Raw genomic sequence first — 16,971 nt, forward strand, 5'->3', positions numbered from 1 at the left:
ATATTAACTTTTTGACTGTTTCTCCAATCGTGACACCTTTCTATCAATCGTGACAAGGTAGGCAATAGTTCCTGCCAGGATGATTAATATGATTCCTGTAAGGACATATATCTTACCATCTTCTCTCAAAGCATCCGCCATTTCCACATCATTGTTGGTGTAATCAGAGGCTTCAATCTTTTGTTTTTCCTGCGCCATTCCATTAAATGAAAATGTGAGAAAAAATATGAGTATCAATTTCTTCATAAGTGAGTAGATTCCAATCTTTTTATTCTAAATCTAACAGTAGCTATCCAAACTCCTAACATAGTCCATGCTACCACAGCCGGATAAAAAACCAATCTTAACCTGCTATCCATATCGTAGGCATTAAAACCGGGATTACCACCGTTACCTGGATGCAGTGAGTCCGTGAGTCTTGGTAAAATGAACAATAATGGGATTAATGCAGAAAATGCAAAAATGTTATAGACCGCACTGATTCTGGCTCTTTGTTCTTCATTCTCCAAGGAACCTCTAAGCACGAAATAAGCAAAATAAATCAATAACCCTATGGCTGACGCATTTTGCTTAGGATCTCCACTCCACCATGCGCCCCAAGTAAACTGAGCCCAAAACATGCCGGTTAAGATTCCGAAAACACCAAAGACAACACCCACATTAGCAAATTCAATGGCCTTATGATCAGTTTCAATACTTCCTTTTCTAAGGTAGTTTATAGAATAGTAAACAGAAATGGACAATAAGATAATCATCCCAAACCACATAGGAACATGAAAGTGTAATGCCCTTATGGTTTCATTTAATATATTAAGCCTGGGAACTTCGAAAAGAAGCCCTCCTATGAAGGTATAACCCAGCAAAAATACAGTTAAAAATTTCCACCAATTTTGGCGCATAATGCTCGTGTTTTACGAGCGCCAAAGATACGGGAATAAGAGAAAAGAAACCGCCCCAACAATTATATTAATTGCTAATAAGGTTATTAATTCATCAAGGCTAGCAGATAAAGCAAGTCCATCAATGGCATTTTTAGATACCTTAATCACCATAAGGAGCATTGGTAGTATGATTGGAAAACCCAACACTGCCATTAGGGTTTGATTATTTCCAGCCTTTGAGGCAATAGCCGAGATAAGGGTTAGTGTAGAAGAAAAACCTACAGATGCCAATAAAATAATTGCCAGAAACAACCAAGTAGTGATTACAGGATTGCCTAATATGATACTGTAGAAAAAGAACCCCAACAAGGCCACCAATATTAACAGAAGGGCATTATACATAATTCTTGCAAATATCAAAGCCTGTGGGCTAATGATCGTGTAATAGTAAAGAAGTCTCTCCTGCTTTTCCTGAATAAAGCTTTTGGCAACCGCATTAATAGAGGCAAATAGAATAATTATCCAAAACAGCGCATTCCAGGTTACTACATTAAGCTGATTGGATTTAACATTAAAGCTCAAATAGCAAATAAAAATGGTGCTGACTAGGTATAATAATATCCCATTAAGGGCATATTTGTTACGCCATTCTATTTTAAGCTCTTTTTTGATGAATTCTAATACCAAACTAACCAGCCATTTCAGACTCGACTTTTATCAGATATCGATTGATTGATAGTAACATAATTATCAAGTAGCCAACACCTATTCCAAATAAAATGCCGTAAGCAACAGATTTTATTGGACCGGCACTTACAGGCTTTCTATAAACAGTAAGACCATCAATTACCTCAAAGTCCTTTTGTAAATACAGCTGTTGTTTTACATTTAGTAGTTCACCGTTAATTCTTAAATCCTCCGTGAATACCGTAATTGGATCGGTTGAATATTGCTCTCCTATATATAGGTTATCGGAACCTGCTGGCCTTTTCTTAGCAATACTCTCATAAACCTCAATCATAGCTGTTTTTAAGCTATCCATTTTCAAATTCTCCTTTTCAAGCTTAACTAACCGTTCCTTCAGATAATTCTCCCTGCTAATGATTCTATTTTTTATATATTTATTATCCCTGAAATAATTGACTAATGCCGTCTCAATGCCTTCAATAATTTCACTTTTTGTAACATTTACATTTATCTGAAAAGCATTTTTATTTTCAATATCTATTCTTGAAATAATCTTGTTTATTTCAATTTCTTCAAGATCCATCTCTTGAAGTTTCTGTTTTAAAACTTCAATTTCTACTCGATCATCTTCTGAAATAAATGGGACTGCTGTAAATTCTTTAATATTCAAAGCAACTTCTTGACTCAGACCTAACTCACGGGCAAGCCCTAGCCTGTCCTCTTCTTTACAAAGTAAATTCAATTTTTCTATTGCATTGTCTATTATCCTGCCATTGAAATAATCTGAGCTTAAAAGTAATGAGCTGCTATAAATTGGTTTTGAATTATTGTTAATCAAAAAACCTAGCCCTGCTCCAATTATTGATAGGACTAATAGAAGATATTTATTTTTAATTGTAGACCTCCTTAGGCCAACAATTAATCCTATCAACGAATGCCATATACCTTTAAAAAAATCGCCTATGGCATTAAATAATTGCTTCAGATCAATTTCATCATCAGAACTTTTATAATTTTGCTTCTCGGACATACAATCTCACTTTTTGAGCAAATGTATAAAATTCAAGTGAAAAAGATTGATCTTGGGGTTTTCAATAATTACTATGGGAAAAAAAATAATAGTTACTGGTGGAGCAGGGTTTATAGGATCTAATTTGGTAGAATATCTACTCAATGATGAAAGAGTTGAAGCCGTTAGGGTTATTGACAATCTATCCAATGGCTATTGGAGTAATATTTCTGAATTTGAATCACACCCTAAGTTCGGGTTTTTCAAAGAGGATATTTGTGATTACAGGAAGATGATAGAACTCACGGAGGGTTTCGATGCAATTTCACATCAGGCCGCTTTAGGTTCTGTTCCTCGATCAATAGAAAACCCAATGCTTACTACAAAAGTCAACATTGACGGAACTGTTAATATTCTTCATGCTGCAGTGGTTAACAAGATTGACAGAGTTGTTTTAGCATGTTCTTCAAGCACATACGGAGATAGTCCTATTCTACCTAAAAAAGAAGATAAAATAGGTAATCCTTTAAGTCCGTATGCCATCACAAAATATGCCATCGAACAATATGCAGCAGTTTTTAAGAAAACCTATAATCTTAATTACATAGGACTTAGATATTTCAACGTTTTCGGGCCAAAACAAAGTCCTGACAATCCATATGCAGCAGTTATACCAATATTTTGCAAAGCATTTATAGAAAGAAAAGTACCAACCATTAATGGTGATGGCGAAACTTCTAGAGACTTCACATTTGTTGATAACGCGGTTCAAGCTAACATGTTATCTTTATTTACTGATAATCAAAATGCTTTGAATGAAATTTACAATGTTGCTTGTGGTGAGCAAACAACTTTAAACCAAATGGTTGATTATCTCAAGAAAATTTCATCTAACCCAATTGATGCTAATTATGGCCTTGAGCGAAAAGGTGATGTTAAACATTCAAAAGCAGACATTTCTAAAATAAGAAATATGCTTGATTACGAACCAAATGTTTATTTTGAAGATGGTTTGACAAGTGTATATGAGTGGTATAAGAATTATTATAAGAATTAAAATAAATGGAAAAAATAGCAATAATAGGATTAGGGTATGTAGGATTACCATTGGCTGTCGAGTTTGGTAAAAAGTTACCAACAATTGGTTTTGATATCAATAAAAAGAGAATTGAAGACCTAAAAAAAGGTAAAGACTTTACAAAAGAAGTAGAGGCAAAGGAATTTAAGCAAGCCTCACAACTCAGCTTCACAATGGAGACCGGTGATCTCTCAGAGGCTACCATATTTATTGTAACTGTACCCACACCAATAGATGACTACAAAAATCCTGATCTCACCCCTTTATTAAAAGCAAGTGAGACTGTTGGTAAAATATTAAAAAAGGATGATATCGTTATTTATGAATCTACGGTCTTTCCAGGTTGCACAGAAGAGGTATGTGTCCCGGTATTAGAAAAACATAGTGGACTTAAATTTAATATAGACTTTTTTTGCGGTTATTCTCCCGAAAGAATTAATCCAGGAGACAAACAACACCGCTTACCAACAATTAAGAAGGTAACAAGTGGCAGTACGGTTGAAATTGCAGAGAAGGTAGACCAACTTTATAAAAAGATAATAACAGCTGGCACTTTTAAGGCTTCAAGTATCAAAGTGGCTGAAGCGGCCAAAGTAATTGAAAATTCTCAGCGCGACTTAAATATTGCTTTTGTGAATGAACTCGCACTTATTTTCGATAAAGTTGGTATAGATACCCATGAAGTTTTGGAAGCGGCTGGTACTAAATGGAATTTCCTGCCTTTTAAACCAGGTTTAGTTGGTGGACATTGTATTGGTGTTGACCCGTATTATCTAACTTACAAAGCTCAAAGTCTAGGATATACACCACAAGTTATATTGGCAGGAAGAAGAATTAATGACAATATGGGCATTTATATAGCCAATAAGGTTATTAAATTAATGGCAAATAACGACAACCCAATTAAGAGTAGCAGAGCCTTGGTGCTTGGAATTACATTTAAAGAAAATTGTCCTGACATTAGAAATAGTAGAGCAATTGATGTTATTAAGGAACTAGAGGATTTTGGGGTAAATATAGATGTTTATGATCCAGAAGCTGATAGAGAAGAAGTCAAACATGAATATGGCATTGATCTTATTGATAAACCAAGCGGAGTCTACAATTTGATTGTGTTAACTGTTGGTCATTCGCAATTTCGAGACCTGTCTTTGGAGAAGCTAAAAGATGATAAAACGGTGATTTATGATGTAAAAGCATTCTTGCAACCATCTAGCATAACTGCAAGGTTATGAAAGGAAAAGTTTTAGTTACTGGTGGAGCAGGTTACATCGGGTCACACACTTGTGTTGAGTTAATTAATGAAGGTTACGAGCCTGTTATAGTTGATAATTTTAGTAATTCTGAGCGTTTTGTAATTGATAGAATTAGGGAAATCACGGGTGCAAAATGTACATTAATTGAAGGTGACTGCACAAGCCTCGGCTTTTTGGAGTCTAATTTAAAAACCCTGGATTTAGTTGGGTGCATCCATTTCGCTGCATTAAAAGCTGTTGGTGAATCTTCTAAACTGCCATTAAAATATTATCATAACAACATTGCTTCCACAGTTGCTATTCTTGAATTTTTAAAAAGTATTAATTGTGTAAATTTTGTTTTTTCTTCATCTTGTACTGTTTATGGTCAACCTGATGTATTACCTGTTACGGAAAAGTCCCCGATAAAACCAGCTGAATCTCCCTACGGCAGATCAAAACAGATGTGTGAAGACATTATTAAAGATTATTTTAATTCCGGAAAAAATATTAAGGCTTTAGCACTCCGATATTTTAATCCAATAGGGGCGCATCCATCTGCACTAATTGGAGAATTACCTCTTGGCACTCCTAACAATCTGGTGCCATTCATAACTCAAACGGCTATTGGGAAAAGAGCAGAATTAACTGTATTTGGAAATGACTATAACACCCCTGACGGAACATGCATTCGAGATTATATCCATGTTGTTGACTTAGCCAAAGCCCATGTTAAGGCAATAAAAAAACTAATAGTATCGAATGAATCTGTTTTTGATGTGATAAATCTTGGTACTGGTCATGGAAATAGCGTTCTTGAAGTGATTGAATCATTTGAAAAAGTAAATGGTATTAGGCTAAATTACAAGATAGGACCAAGACGCAATGGTGATGTAGAAAAAGTATATGCTGATTGTTCATATGCAAAAGATACGCTCAACTGGAAAACTGAATTAAGCTTGGAAGAGGCACTGAAAGATGCCTGGAATTGGGAGAAAACATTATAACAAACTTCAATAAAATGAAAGGAATTGTACTAGCAGGTGGTTCAGGAACCAGGCTCTACCCTATAACCAAAGGGGTATCCAAGCAAATATTGCCCATCTATGATAAACCTATGATATATTATCCCTTATCAGTACTCATGATGTCAGGAATTAATGACATTCTCATAATTTCAACACCGGATGACATTGGTACATTTGAAAAATTATTGGGGGATGGTTCAGATTTGGGAATAAAATTATCCTATAAAATTCAACCTTCACCAGATGGCCTGGCACAGGCCTTTTTATTGGGTGAAAATTTCATTGGCACTGATTCGGTGGCATTAGTACTTGGCGATAATATATTTTATGGTTATAATTTCTCAAAAACTCTAAAAGAGACAGCCAAATTAACAAAGGGGGCCACTGTCTTTGGCTACTATGTTAGTGATCCAGAAAGGTATGGCGTTGTAGAATTTGACAATGATAACAAAGTTATATCAATTGAAGAAAAGCCTACTGAGCCCAAATCACATTATGCGGTAACAGGTTTATACTTTTATGATAACTCTGTCATTGAAAAGGCCAAAGCTGTGAAACCATCAGCTCGAGGGGAGCTTGAGATTACAGATTTAAATAACCTGTATTTAAAAGAAGATTCCCTAAATGTCCAGCTTCTAGGCCGGGGAATGGCGTGGTTAGACACTGGCACTCATCATTCGCTTCTTCAGGCTTCCAATTTTGTCGAATCCATAGAAGAGAGACAAGGTTTGAAAATCGCTTGCCTTGAAGAAATAGCATTTAATATGGGATATATCAGCAAAGCACAACTTGTTGAACTTGCACAACCCCTTTTGAAAAATAACTATGGCCAATATTTAATGGCTGTTGCCAAAGGATTGAAATAATGAATATTATCTCCACAAATTTTGAAGGACTTTACATACTTGAGCCAACAGTTTTTGAAGATCATAGGGGCTTCTTCATGGAAAGTTATAATGCTAGGGTAATGAAAGACCATGGCATCGATTATTCTTTTGTTCAGGACAATCAATCTAAATCATCATATGGTGTATTAAGGGGTCTACATTTTCAAAACCCACCATATGCGCAGACTAAACTAATAAGAGTTTTGTTTGGCAACATTTTAGATGCTGTGGTGGATCTAAGAAAGTCTAGTAAAACTTATGGGCAAAGTTTTACGATTGAATTGTCAGCTGATAATAAAAAGCAATTACTCATTCCTCGAGGATTTGCTCATGGTTTTTCCGTTTTAACTGATGCTGCTGAAATATTATATAAATGTGACAATTATTATAACAAGGAATCTGAAGGAGGTCTAATGTATAATGATGAGTTTTTAAATATTGATTGGAAAATATCTAATGAACATGTAATTATATCTCCAAAAGACATGAAATTATCCTCTTTTAATGATTTAAATTCAAATTTTGTCTAATGAAAAACATATTAGTAACAGGCGGGGCAGGATTCATAGGCTCTCATGTAGTTAGATTATTTGTAAATAAATATAGCAACTACAACATCATCAACTTAGACCTGTTGACTTATGCAGGGAATCTTGAGAACATTAAAGATATTGAATCCTCCAATAATTATAAATTTATAAAAGGAGATATCTGTGATGCTGATTTTATAGAACAATTATTTAAAATAGAGCAAATTACAGATGTCATCCATTTAGCTGCCGAATCTCATGTTGACCGATCAATATCAGACCCTTTAAGCTTTGTAAAAACCAACGTTTTTGGAACAGTAACACTCTTAAATGCCGCGGTGAAGTTCTGGAAGCAAGATTTGTCAAATCATATTTTTTACCACGTTTCAACAGATGAAGTTTATGGCTCTTTACGTGAGGATGGCTTTTTCTTAGAGACAACACCTTATGATCCACAATCACCATATTCAGCTTCTAAGGCGAGTTCCGACCATTTTGTTAGAGCATGGGCTAATACTTATAAGCTACAAGTGAAGATCTCCAATTGCTCAAATAACTATGGTCCAAACCAGTTTCCGGAGAAGTTGTTGCCTCTCATGATCAATAATATAAAGAATAATAAACCCCTACCCGTTTATGGAAAAGGTGAAAATATTCGTGATTGGCTTTACGTAGTTGATCATGCAAGGGCCATAGATGATATTTTTCATAAAGGTACAATTGGAGAGACTTATAACGTGGGTGGTTTCAATGAATGGAAAAACATTGATATTGTCCACCTTCTTTGCAACCTCATGGACAAAAAATTAGGGAAATCTGAAGGCGAATCTGCAAAGCTTATTACTTATGTTACGGATAGAGCGGGACACGATCACCGTTATGCCATAGATGCCAGCAAAATCAAAAAAGAGCTAGGGTGGAAGCCTTCTCTTCAGTTTGAAGAAGGTATGGAAAAAACTGTGGAATGGTACTTAGAAAACCCCAACTGGTTAGAACATGTAACTTCAGGGTCATACAAAGACTATTATAAAAAGACGTACTTGGTGAATTGAATTATCAAATCAATTAATTTTCATGACTGTACCTAATAAAATTATATGAAGCACCTTTTTATATTTGGTACGCGGCCAGAAGCCATTAAAATGGCACCACTTATTAAGGAATTTCAAAAGGATGATACGCAAAAAGTAGTGGTATGTGTCACGGGTCAGCACAGGGAAATGTTAGATCAGGTCCTCAGTTTTTTTGATATCAAACCTGATTATGATTTAAATCTAATGTCTGATAATCAAACTTTGTATGATGTCACGGCAAAAGCACTTTTGGGATTAAAACCTATATTGGATAAGGAAAAGCCTAATAATATTTTTGTTCAAGGAGACACAACAACTGCATTCGTTGGTGCACTGGCAGGTTTTTATGAGAAAATAAATGTTTCACACATTGAAGCTGGGTTAAGAAGCCACAATATTTATTCGCCATTCCCTGAAGAAGGAAACAGAAAACTGGTAGGGCACTTGGCAAATATTCATTTTGCACCTACTAAAAGGGCTGTTCAAAATCTCAAACTTGAAGGGATTACTCACAATGTACATCAAGTAGGAAATACAGTTATTGATGCACTTTTATTAGGTTTAGATATTATTAAGAATCGTGGAGAAGCAACTTTTGAAAAGTATTTTGAAAATATTGATTTTTCCAAAAGAATTATTCTTATCACAGGCCACAGAAGAGAAAGCTTTGGGCCTCCTTTTGAAAGCATGTGTAAGGCAATGAAAGAAATTGCCTTAAAATATTCTGATGTGCAACTCATTTACCCAATGCACATGAACCCTAATATTAGAGATACTGTCAATAGTATTTTAAAGGGAATTGAAAATGTTAAATTGATCGAACCGTTATCATATCCTTATCTTATTTGGTTAATGAGTAAATCATATTTTGTACTTACAGACTCGGGAGGAATTCAAGAAGAGGCACCAACGTTAGGCAAGCCGGTATTGGTAATGAGAGAAGTAACCGAACGACAGGAGGGCGTTGAAGCCGGCACTGCCAAATTAGTGGGCTCCAATTTTGATAACATTGTTAAAGAATGTAAACGATTGCTTGATAACGAAACCTATTACCAAAGTATGGCGAATGCCATTAACCCTTACGGAGATGGCACTACGAGCTTGCAAATTTTAAAACTCATGAAGGACAATAACTAATGAATAAAAATACCAAAGTAGTTATGATGGGATTAGGGTATATAGGATTACCTACGGCTGCTTTAATAGCCAGCAATGAGATATCTGTATTAGGAGTTGATATCAATGAAAATATTGTTAAAACCGTCAACAATGGAGAAATACACATTGTAGAACCTGCTTTGGACGGTTTGGTAAGACATGATGTTGAGCGGGGATACCTGAAAGCAGCGATTAAGCCTGCAGAAGCAGATGTTTTCTTAATTGCAGTGCCCACACCATTTAAGGGTGATAACCATGAACCCGATCTAAAATTTGTAGAATCTGCTACTCGCATGGTTATTCCATATTTAGCTGAAGGTAACCTATTTATAATTGAATCCACCTCTCCTGTTGGTACTACCGAGAAAATGGCAAAGCTTATTTTTTCTGAAAGACCTGAATTAGAAGGGAAAATCTACATCGCTTACTGTCCTGAAAGAGTCCTTCCCGGCAATGTAATTTATGAACTCAAAAATAACGATAGAGCTATAGGTGGAATTGACAATGCTTCAACGAAGAAGGCAGTCGAGTTTTATCAACTTTTCGTAACGGGTGAGTTACACCAAACCAATGCACGAACAGCAGAAATGACTAAGCTGGTTGAAAATGCATCCCGCGATGTGCAAATAGCTTTTGCCAATGAACTTTCAATGATTTGTAACGAAGCTGATATTGACGTTTGGGAGCTAATAAAACTGGCTAATAAGCACCCTCGTGTAAATATACTTCAACCTGGAACAGGAGTTGGGGGACATTGTATAGCTGTTGACCCATGGTTTATTGTTTCCGAATTTCAGGAAAAGGCAAAAATAATTAGAACTGCCCGTGAAATCAATAATTACAAAACCGAGTGGGTTATTGAGAAAGTTAAAAACAGGGCATTAGAATTCGAACTTAAAGAAGGACGCAAACCTGTCATAGCTTGTTTCGGATTAGCATTTAAGCCAGATATTGATGATTTAAGAGAGAGCCCAGCATTATCTGTGGTGTTGTCATTAATTTCTAGTGGTTTAAAGGTAATATCCGTTGAGCCTAATATTAGTACTCAAAATTGTGAGGTTGAATTGTCTACTGTTGATGTGGCTTTAAAAAACTCTGATATTCAAGTAAAATTAGTTAACCATACCAAGTTCAAACAATTGCCCAAAAGTGTTATTAATTTTGTAGGATAAATTGCCTTATATCTTTCCTGCTTGATATATAAACCAGTATCCAAAATTTATCAGATTAATTTTTAAAGAAAATAATGGAAAAATCTCAATTAAGAAAGCATCTTAAATTCAGTATATTCAATAAATTTAGATCATGGGTTCTAAAATTCAAACTAAAGTCAATTGGTAATGAGGTATATATTGACAAAAATGTTGAATTCTTAAGATACCCTAACAACATAACTGTAGGTGACAATGTGGTGATAAAGGAAGGTGCTCGAATATGTAGCTGCAATGAAAAAGCAAAAATTTCAATTGGAAATCATAGTACTATTGGGTATCACACTTTTATTTTTGCATCAAATTCGATTGAAATTGGTGACGATTGTTTAATAGCTCCTTTTGTATACATTGTTGATAGCAATCATAAAATAGAAACAGGCTTGAAGATCAATCAGCAGTCAAATGATACCGCTCCAATAAAAATTGGGAATGACGTGTGGATTGCTAGTAATGTAACGATTCTAAAAGGAGTGACGATAGATAATGGAGCCGTGGTAGCTGCTAACTCAGTTGTTAATTCTGACATTCAGGAATTTGAAATATATGGGGGTACTCCGGCAAGAAAAATTGGAGAAAGAAAATGAAGATTGGTGCCGTAATATTATCTAGATATTCCTCAAGCAGGCTGCCTGGAAAGGCATTAATGAAAATACAAGGTAAAGCAGTGTTAGAGTACATTGTAGAGCGCCTTCTTCTTGTATTTAATAAGAAAGATATAGTTATTGCTACATCTCAATTAGAAAGTGACAATTTAATTGCTTCTTTTGCAGAAAGCCATGGTTTAAATTGTTTTAGAGGTTCTTTGGAAAATGTTGCTGAACGTTTTTTTCAAGCAGCTCAAAGTCTTTCTTTTGATTACGCAACTAGGATAAACGGTGACAATATTTTTGCTGACGTGAACGTAATAAGAGATATGGTTAAAATTACTCAGAATAACAATTACTCGTTTATTTCAAATGTAAAAGATCGCACCTTTCCGAAAGGAATGAGTGTTGAGATAGTGAAAATGTCTCATTATAAATCACTGATGCCAAAAATCAATTGCTCTGAAGAGTATAAGGAACATGTAACGTTATACTTATACGATCACGTTTTGGAAGACTATTATTTCTTTTATAATAGAACCTTTCCAGAGGCAGCTGGCATACAGATGGCATTGGATTCAAATGATGATTTGGATCGTGCAAAAAACATAATAGTCAAATTCAATAAACCTCATTGGCATTACAATATGCAAGAGGTTTTTCAAATTATGAAAGAATACAAATATGAATAACCCATTCGAAGGTAAGCATGGACCATTGCTAATTGCCGAAATTGGAGGAAACCATGAAGGTGATTTTGAATACGCAAAAAAACTAACTCAACTTGCCATTGATACTGATGTTGACTATGTCAAATTCCAAATATATACCGGAGACAGTTTAGTTTCAAGCATAGAGAGTCCAACAAGGAACAAGCATTTTAAAAGATTTGAATTAAGTAAGGATCAACACCGCCATCTAGCTCAGATGGTGCTGAATTCAGGCATAAAATATACCTCTTCCGTTTGGGATATCGACTCCATGTCTTGGATAGATGAATTCATTAGTCTTTATAAAATTGGAAGTGGAGATCTTACAGCCTATCCAGTTTTAAAAAAAACAGCACAACGTGGCAAGCCAATTATCATTTCAACTGGTCTATCTTCTGAAAATGAAGTGCTGGAAACTATTAAATATATTCAGCAAGTAAATCAAGTTTATAGTAATAAGGCCATGCTAGCTGTATTACAATGCACAAGTATGTATCCGATTAACCCTGAAGATGCTAATTTAAACGTAATTACTAGATTAAAAGAAGTTACGGATTTGACAATCGGGTATTCAGATCATACTGAAGGTTCCAAGGCACTTCAATATGCTGCAGCTATGGGAGCAGAAGTTTTAGAATTTCATTTTACTGATAATCGTGAAGGTAAAGAGTTTCGTGATCATAAAGTATCATTGACACCAGAAGAAGTAAAGTCATTAATAACTGAACTTAAGCTCATCAACTCTTATAAAGGAAATGAGATAAAGAAACCTGTACAAATAGAATTGGATAATGGGCATGAACTTTCATTTAGAAGAGCGGTCTATCCATCTAGGGACATTAAATCCGGTGAAGTTTTGACAAACAACAACCTAACAGTTCTAAGGCCAAATCATGGAATAGATGCTAGAAACTACGACCAACTCTTAGGGATGAAGTCAAAAATAGACCTTAAAAAGCATCAAAAATTAACTTGGGATTTGATTGAATGATACAACTAACACAATTTTATATAAGAAACTTTAGACCTTGGTTATTAGGAGTGTATACTCGAATAGTTTATTCTGGGAGTAGGGTAGAAATTGGAAAGCGTTTTAGAACCGATAGCATACCAAGAATAATTGTAGACAAGGGATGTGTTGTTAAAATTGGGAGTAATGTTGAATTCAGAAGAAATATAGAAATACGATCACATGGAATATCAAAAATAATAATTGGGAACAATGTGAGAATTGACAGAGGAGTTAGATTATTGGCAGCCAATACTGCAATTATAGATATTAACGAAAAAGTTAGAATTGGACTATATTCGGTTTTTAACGGTGGGGATTCAATTACGGTTGGAGCTAAAAGCTTGGTGTCAGGTTTTGTTTACCTTCAAACCAGTATGCATGGGTTTGCTCAAAAATCGCTATCCGTTCAAGAACAAGGTTATAATCATGCCCCAGTTGTTCTGGAGCAAGATACTTGGCTTGGAACTCATGTAGTTGTATTACCTGGTATAACCATTGGGAAAGGTGCTGTTGTAGGGAGTAATGCTGTTGTAAGTAAAAATATTTTAAGTTATCAAGTTGTAGCTGGAATACCGGCCAAGCCTATTAAAGAAAGAGAGTAATGTCAAATAGTCCGTTAATTACCATATACATAACCAATTACAATTATGGAAAATTTATTGAGCAATCAATCGAGAGTGTTCTAAATCAGACTTTACAGGATTTTGAACTTTTAATAATTGATGATGGATCAACTGATAATAGCAAAGAAGTCATAGAGAAGTATAGACAAAATGAGCAAATAAACATTATTTATCAGAAAAATAAAGGGCTTAATGTCACGAATAATATTGCTATGAGGGCATCAAAAGGCAAGTATATCATGCGACTTGATGCAGATGATTATCTGGAGAATAATGCGATTGCTGAAATGAGTGCTGTGCTGGAAAGTGATGATGAACTAGGCCTAGTATTCCCTGATTATTATTACGTTGATGCCGAAGGCATCAGAATTGGTGAAGAAAAAAGACACAACTTTGAAAAAGAGGTTTCATTATACGACAATCCTGCACATGGTGCTTGCACTATGATAAGACTTGAATTTTTAAAAAATCTGGGTGGTTATAATGAAAGTTTTACATGTCAAGACGGTTATGATCTTTGGATCAAATTTATCACCCATCATAAAGTAACGAATGTTATAAAACCACTATTTTCATATCGACAACATGGAAATAATTTAACCTCAAATGAGGAACGCATTTTAAGTACACGTAAAAAAATTAAAGAACTTTACGTGGAGGAACACCTAAAAATTCACAATACATTGGCAGTTATCCCGGTTAGAAGCAGCTTTCTTAAGGAGGTGAATTGGCCTTTATTTCAAGTAAATGGGAAAAGTATATTAGAAAGGAAGGTAGATGAATGCTTAAAATCAAAACATCTAAAAAAAGTTGTCATTTCAAGTTCAGATGTGGAAATACTGAATTATGCTAGAGAAAAATTTCACACATATGATGGGGTCAGTGTTTTGGAAAGACCTAGGGAGTTTTCAGGACCCAACGAAACTTTGGGCAGAACATTGGAACAGTCCATTCAATTTGTTAATAACAACTTCTTCACTGTAGAAGCTGTGATGTCCCTGTCATTAGAATACCCTTTCCTAAAAGCAGATACAATCGATGACGCAATAAATACGCTTGCTCTTTTTAAGGCTGATTCTGTTCTAAGTGTTCGACCAGATAATCGAATGTATTATCAACATTCTGGACATTCATTACTGCCTATTTTGGATCAAAGTAACTTCACCAAGCTAGAAAGAGAAGCTATTTATAAGGGAGCTGGAGGCATAGCAGTTTCCACGATAGAAAATTTTGGACAGAATAAAAAATTGGTTTCGGGCAGCATAAGTCATATTGTGGTTGATCAAAAAACAGCGTTTGGCGTATTTGAGCATTTTGATTTTGAACTTTACAGCTCTTTAATATAGTCAATGATTGATTTAAAAAAGTACAATTCTAGAATACTTGTTCTAGTATTAAGAGTGCTTACGATCGGAGTCCGCTTCCTATTTAATTTATTAATTATTAAGGATTTAAGTTTAGAAGAGTATGGCACATATGCAATATTTTATACTTCAATTTCCTTGTCAGTTATTACAATTGGATTAGATTACTATTCTTATAATACACGCGAAATTCTAAAGGCTTCGAAAATTGATCAACGTAGATTAATTGGTGATCAACTTATTCTTCATCTTTTTACTTATTTAGTTTTTATCCCATCGTCCTTTGTTATTCTCAATAACTTCATTCCACTCAACTATCTATTTGTTTTTTATCTAATTCTGGTATTTGAGCATCTTTCTCAGGAGGCGTATAGATTATTCATTGCATATTCAATGCCTATTTTTGCGAATTTTATTCAATTTATAAAAATGGCTATGTGGTGTGTTATAGTAATTGGTATTTCATTCTTCCGAATTGATACAATTGATATCAATTTAGAATCAATCTTTAATATTTGGCTAACCTTTGTTTTTCTTTCTGTTATTATATCTGGGCTATTTATTTGGCGCAAAAACCTTGTGTTTTTTGAAATCTCACGATCAACTTTTAATAGAATATCCAATGGTGTTAAAGTTTCATTTCTATTCTTTATTTCTACGATGCTATTCAAATGCATAGAATTCTCCTCGCGTTATTTCTTGGATTATTTTACAACAAAAGCAGAAGTAGCTATCTTTACATTTTTCAGTAATATTTCCAACTTAATTTATGTCACTGTACACTCTACTAGTATTGTGATTATATACCCACAACTTATTAAGACCTTCAATAGCGATAATTCCGATCAATTCAACATGCTAAGAAAGAGATTTCTTAAGGAGATACTTATAATATCTTGGTTAGTATTTTTTATAATATTAATCTTCACCCCCTATCTTTTAGAAATCATTGAAAAAGAAGCGCTTCAAGCTAATTTTGATGTGTTAGTAGTATTATTAATTGGCATGATGTTTTTCATATTCTCTTATTACCCCCACTACATGCTTTATTTGCAGGGACGTGACAAAAGTCTATTGGCATCATCAGTTATTGCCGCGTTTACAACAATTATTTTGAATTATTTTTTAACAAAAAAATACGGAATTTATGGCTCATCATATGCTACAACTTTAGGCTTTATGACTCTATTTTTTGTGAAGTTTGCATTTTTAAAAAAAGATCCTAAGAAAAAGAATTAGAGGATTCTATCCATTAGCAGACTGCAAAATCTTGGTACAATGAAAAAAATGATTATTAAAAAATTAAAGGATTTTAAAAATTGGGATGAGATTGATGAATTTTCCAATTTCTCTTATCCGTGGCAAAAAGAAGTACCTCCAAAAACTATCTTCAAGACTTATCACGATGAGCACTATTTACATTTTAAGTTTGATGCTTATGGATCAAAACCATTTGTATATGTAAAAGACAATAATAAAATAGAGGTGATATACTCTGAACGTGTTGAACTTTTTTTTCGCAGTAATGAAAAAATGAAGCCATATTTCTGCCTTGAAATGGATCCGTTAGGCCGTATTTTAGATTATAAAGCCAGTTATTATAGGAGTTTTGATCGTGCATGGAATTGGCCCGAACAATTGATGACGAAAACAGAAATAGAGAAAGATAGTTATTCTGTATGCGGAAAGTTAAGTTTAGGAGTTCTGAAAGAATTGGGTGTGTTAAATAATGGAAACGTAGAAGCTGGAATTTTCAGAGGACACTGTTTGGGACTTCGTGGTAAAGAAGCAAAAATAAACTGGATTAGTTGGATAAACCCAGGAACCGAACAACCTGATTTTCATGTTCCATCTGCATTTGGTCGACTGGAGCTTCAATAATTCTAAATTAATAATGG

At 34.5% G+C, this 16,971-nt stretch carries 19 protein-coding genes; 15 read left to right on the forward strand and 4 right to left on the reverse strand.

Annotation, left to right across the window (positions count from 1 at the left end; translation table 11 throughout):
• Window positions 1-3 precede the first annotated feature (3 nt).
• Genes RIB54_RS20315 through RIB54_RS20330 form a run of 4 tightly spaced genes read right to left on the reverse strand, consistent with a single transcriptional unit; the run spans window position 4 to window position 2,499 of the window.
• Window positions 4-246 carry a CcmD family protein gene (locus tag RIB54_RS20315; protein ID WP_350067901.1) on the reverse strand — a complete coding sequence of 81 codons (243 nt, stop codon included), beginning with the start codon at window positions 244-246 and terminating at the stop codon, window positions 4-6.
• Window positions 243-899 carry a cytochrome c biogenesis protein CcsA gene (gene ccsA / locus RIB54_RS20320; RefSeq protein WP_350067899.1) on the reverse strand — a complete coding sequence of 219 codons (657 nt, stop codon included), beginning with the start codon at window positions 897-899 and terminating at the stop codon, window positions 243-245. The genes RIB54_RS20315 and ccsA overlap by 4 nt, the downstream gene beginning before the upstream one ends.
• A gap of 12 nt (window positions 900-911) precedes the next feature.
• Entirely contained in the window at window positions 912-1,577 is a 666-nt protein-coding gene (locus RIB54_RS20325; protein ID WP_350067907.1) for a heme exporter protein CcmB, read from the reverse strand.
• A complete protein-coding gene (locus tag RIB54_RS20330; RefSeq protein ID WP_350067897.1) occupies window positions 1,570-2,499 on the reverse strand; it encodes a hypothetical protein in 930 nt (309 codons plus the stop codon). The genes RIB54_RS20325 and RIB54_RS20330 overlap by 8 nt, the downstream gene beginning before the upstream one ends.
• 172 nt (window positions 2,500-2,671) lie before the next feature.
• Here RIB54_RS20330 and RIB54_RS20335 point away from each other — a divergent pair, with 172 nt between their 5' ends.
• From RIB54_RS20335 to RIB54_RS20405, 15 genes are all read left to right on the forward strand, one after another.
• Entirely contained in the window at window positions 2,672-3,634 is a 963-nt protein-coding gene (locus RIB54_RS20335) for an NAD-dependent epimerase/dehydratase family protein (RefSeq protein ID WP_350067895.1), read from the forward strand.
• A 5-nt stretch (window positions 3,635-3,639) separates the two neighbouring features.
• Window positions 3,640-4,890: a nucleotide sugar dehydrogenase gene (locus RIB54_RS20340; RefSeq protein ID WP_350067893.1), complete on the forward strand. Its 1,251-nt coding sequence runs from the start codon at window positions 3,640-3,642 to the stop codon at window positions 4,888-4,890.
• Window positions 4,887-5,897, forward strand: coding sequence for a UDP-glucose 4-epimerase GalE (gene galE / locus RIB54_RS20345; RefSeq protein WP_350102718.1), 1,011 nt, complete (start codon window positions 4,887-4,889; stop codon window positions 5,895-5,897). The genes RIB54_RS20340 and galE overlap by 4 nt, the downstream gene beginning before the upstream one ends.
• Window positions 5,898-5,911: 14 nt before the next feature.
• Window positions 5,912-6,784: a glucose-1-phosphate thymidylyltransferase RfbA gene (gene rfbA / locus RIB54_RS20350; protein WP_350102720.1), complete on the forward strand. Its 873-nt coding sequence runs from the start codon at window positions 5,912-5,914 to the stop codon at window positions 6,782-6,784.
• Window positions 6,784-7,335: a dTDP-4-dehydrorhamnose 3,5-epimerase gene (rfbC, locus tag RIB54_RS20355; protein ID WP_350067887.1), complete on the forward strand. Its 552-nt coding sequence runs from the start codon at window positions 6,784-6,786 to the stop codon at window positions 7,333-7,335. Before rfbA ends, rfbC begins: the two co-directional genes overlap by 1 nt.
• Window positions 7,335-8,387 carry a dTDP-glucose 4,6-dehydratase gene (rfbB, locus tag RIB54_RS20360; RefSeq protein WP_350067885.1) on the forward strand — a complete coding sequence of 351 codons (1,053 nt, stop codon included), beginning with the start codon at window positions 7,335-7,337 and terminating at the stop codon, window positions 8,385-8,387. Before rfbC ends, rfbB begins: the two co-directional genes overlap by 1 nt.
• Before the next feature lie 45 nt (window positions 8,388-8,432).
• On the forward strand, window positions 8,433-9,545 hold the full coding sequence (gene wecB, locus RIB54_RS20365; RefSeq protein ID WP_350102721.1) for a non-hydrolyzing UDP-N-acetylglucosamine 2-epimerase: 1,113 nt from the start codon (window positions 8,433-8,435) through the stop codon (window positions 9,543-9,545).
• Window positions 9,545-10,738, forward strand: a complete 1,194-nt coding sequence (wecC, locus tag RIB54_RS20370) for a UDP-N-acetyl-D-mannosamine dehydrogenase (RefSeq protein ID WP_350067881.1) — start codon at window positions 9,545-9,547, stop codon at window positions 10,736-10,738. The genes wecB and wecC overlap by 1 nt, the downstream gene beginning before the upstream one ends.
• Before the next feature lie 74 nt (window positions 10,739-10,812).
• Window positions 10,813-11,364 carry an acyltransferase gene (locus tag RIB54_RS20375; protein WP_350067879.1) on the forward strand — a complete coding sequence of 184 codons (552 nt, stop codon included), beginning with the start codon at window positions 10,813-10,815 and terminating at the stop codon, window positions 11,362-11,364.
• Window positions 11,361-12,056 (forward strand): cytidylyltransferase domain-containing protein, encoded by a 696-nt coding sequence (locus RIB54_RS20380; RefSeq protein WP_350067878.1) that lies wholly within the window; start codon window positions 11,361-11,363, stop codon window positions 12,054-12,056. The genes RIB54_RS20375 and RIB54_RS20380 overlap by 4 nt, the downstream gene beginning before the upstream one ends.
• Entirely contained in the window at window positions 12,049-13,065 is a 1,017-nt protein-coding gene (locus RIB54_RS20385; protein WP_350067876.1) for an N-acetylneuraminate synthase family protein, read from the forward strand. Before RIB54_RS20380 ends, RIB54_RS20385 begins: the two co-directional genes overlap by 8 nt.
• A complete protein-coding gene (locus tag RIB54_RS20390; RefSeq protein ID WP_350067874.1) occupies window positions 13,062-13,688 on the forward strand; it encodes an acyltransferase in 627 nt (208 codons plus the stop codon). Before RIB54_RS20385 ends, RIB54_RS20390 begins: the two co-directional genes overlap by 4 nt.
• A complete protein-coding gene (locus tag RIB54_RS20395) occupies window positions 13,688-15,055 on the forward strand; it encodes a glycosyltransferase (protein ID WP_350067872.1) in 1,368 nt (455 codons plus the stop codon). Before RIB54_RS20390 ends, RIB54_RS20395 begins: the two co-directional genes overlap by 1 nt.
• 3 nt (window positions 15,056-15,058) lie before the next feature.
• Window positions 15,059-16,312, forward strand: coding sequence for a lipopolysaccharide biosynthesis protein (locus RIB54_RS20400; protein WP_350102722.1), 1,254 nt, complete (start codon window positions 15,059-15,061; stop codon window positions 16,310-16,312).
• Window positions 16,313-16,351: 39 nt separating this feature from the next.
• Window positions 16,352-16,954 carry a DOMON domain-containing protein gene (locus RIB54_RS20405; protein ID WP_350067869.1) on the forward strand — a complete coding sequence of 201 codons (603 nt, stop codon included), beginning with the start codon at window positions 16,352-16,354 and terminating at the stop codon, window positions 16,952-16,954.
• Window positions 16,955-16,971: the final 17 nt, after the last annotated feature.

It is taken from the genome of Fulvivirga sp., from assembly GCF_040218215.1.
Classification (GTDB): domain Bacteria; phylum Bacteroidota; class Bacteroidia; order Cytophagales; family Cyclobacteriaceae; genus Fulvivirga.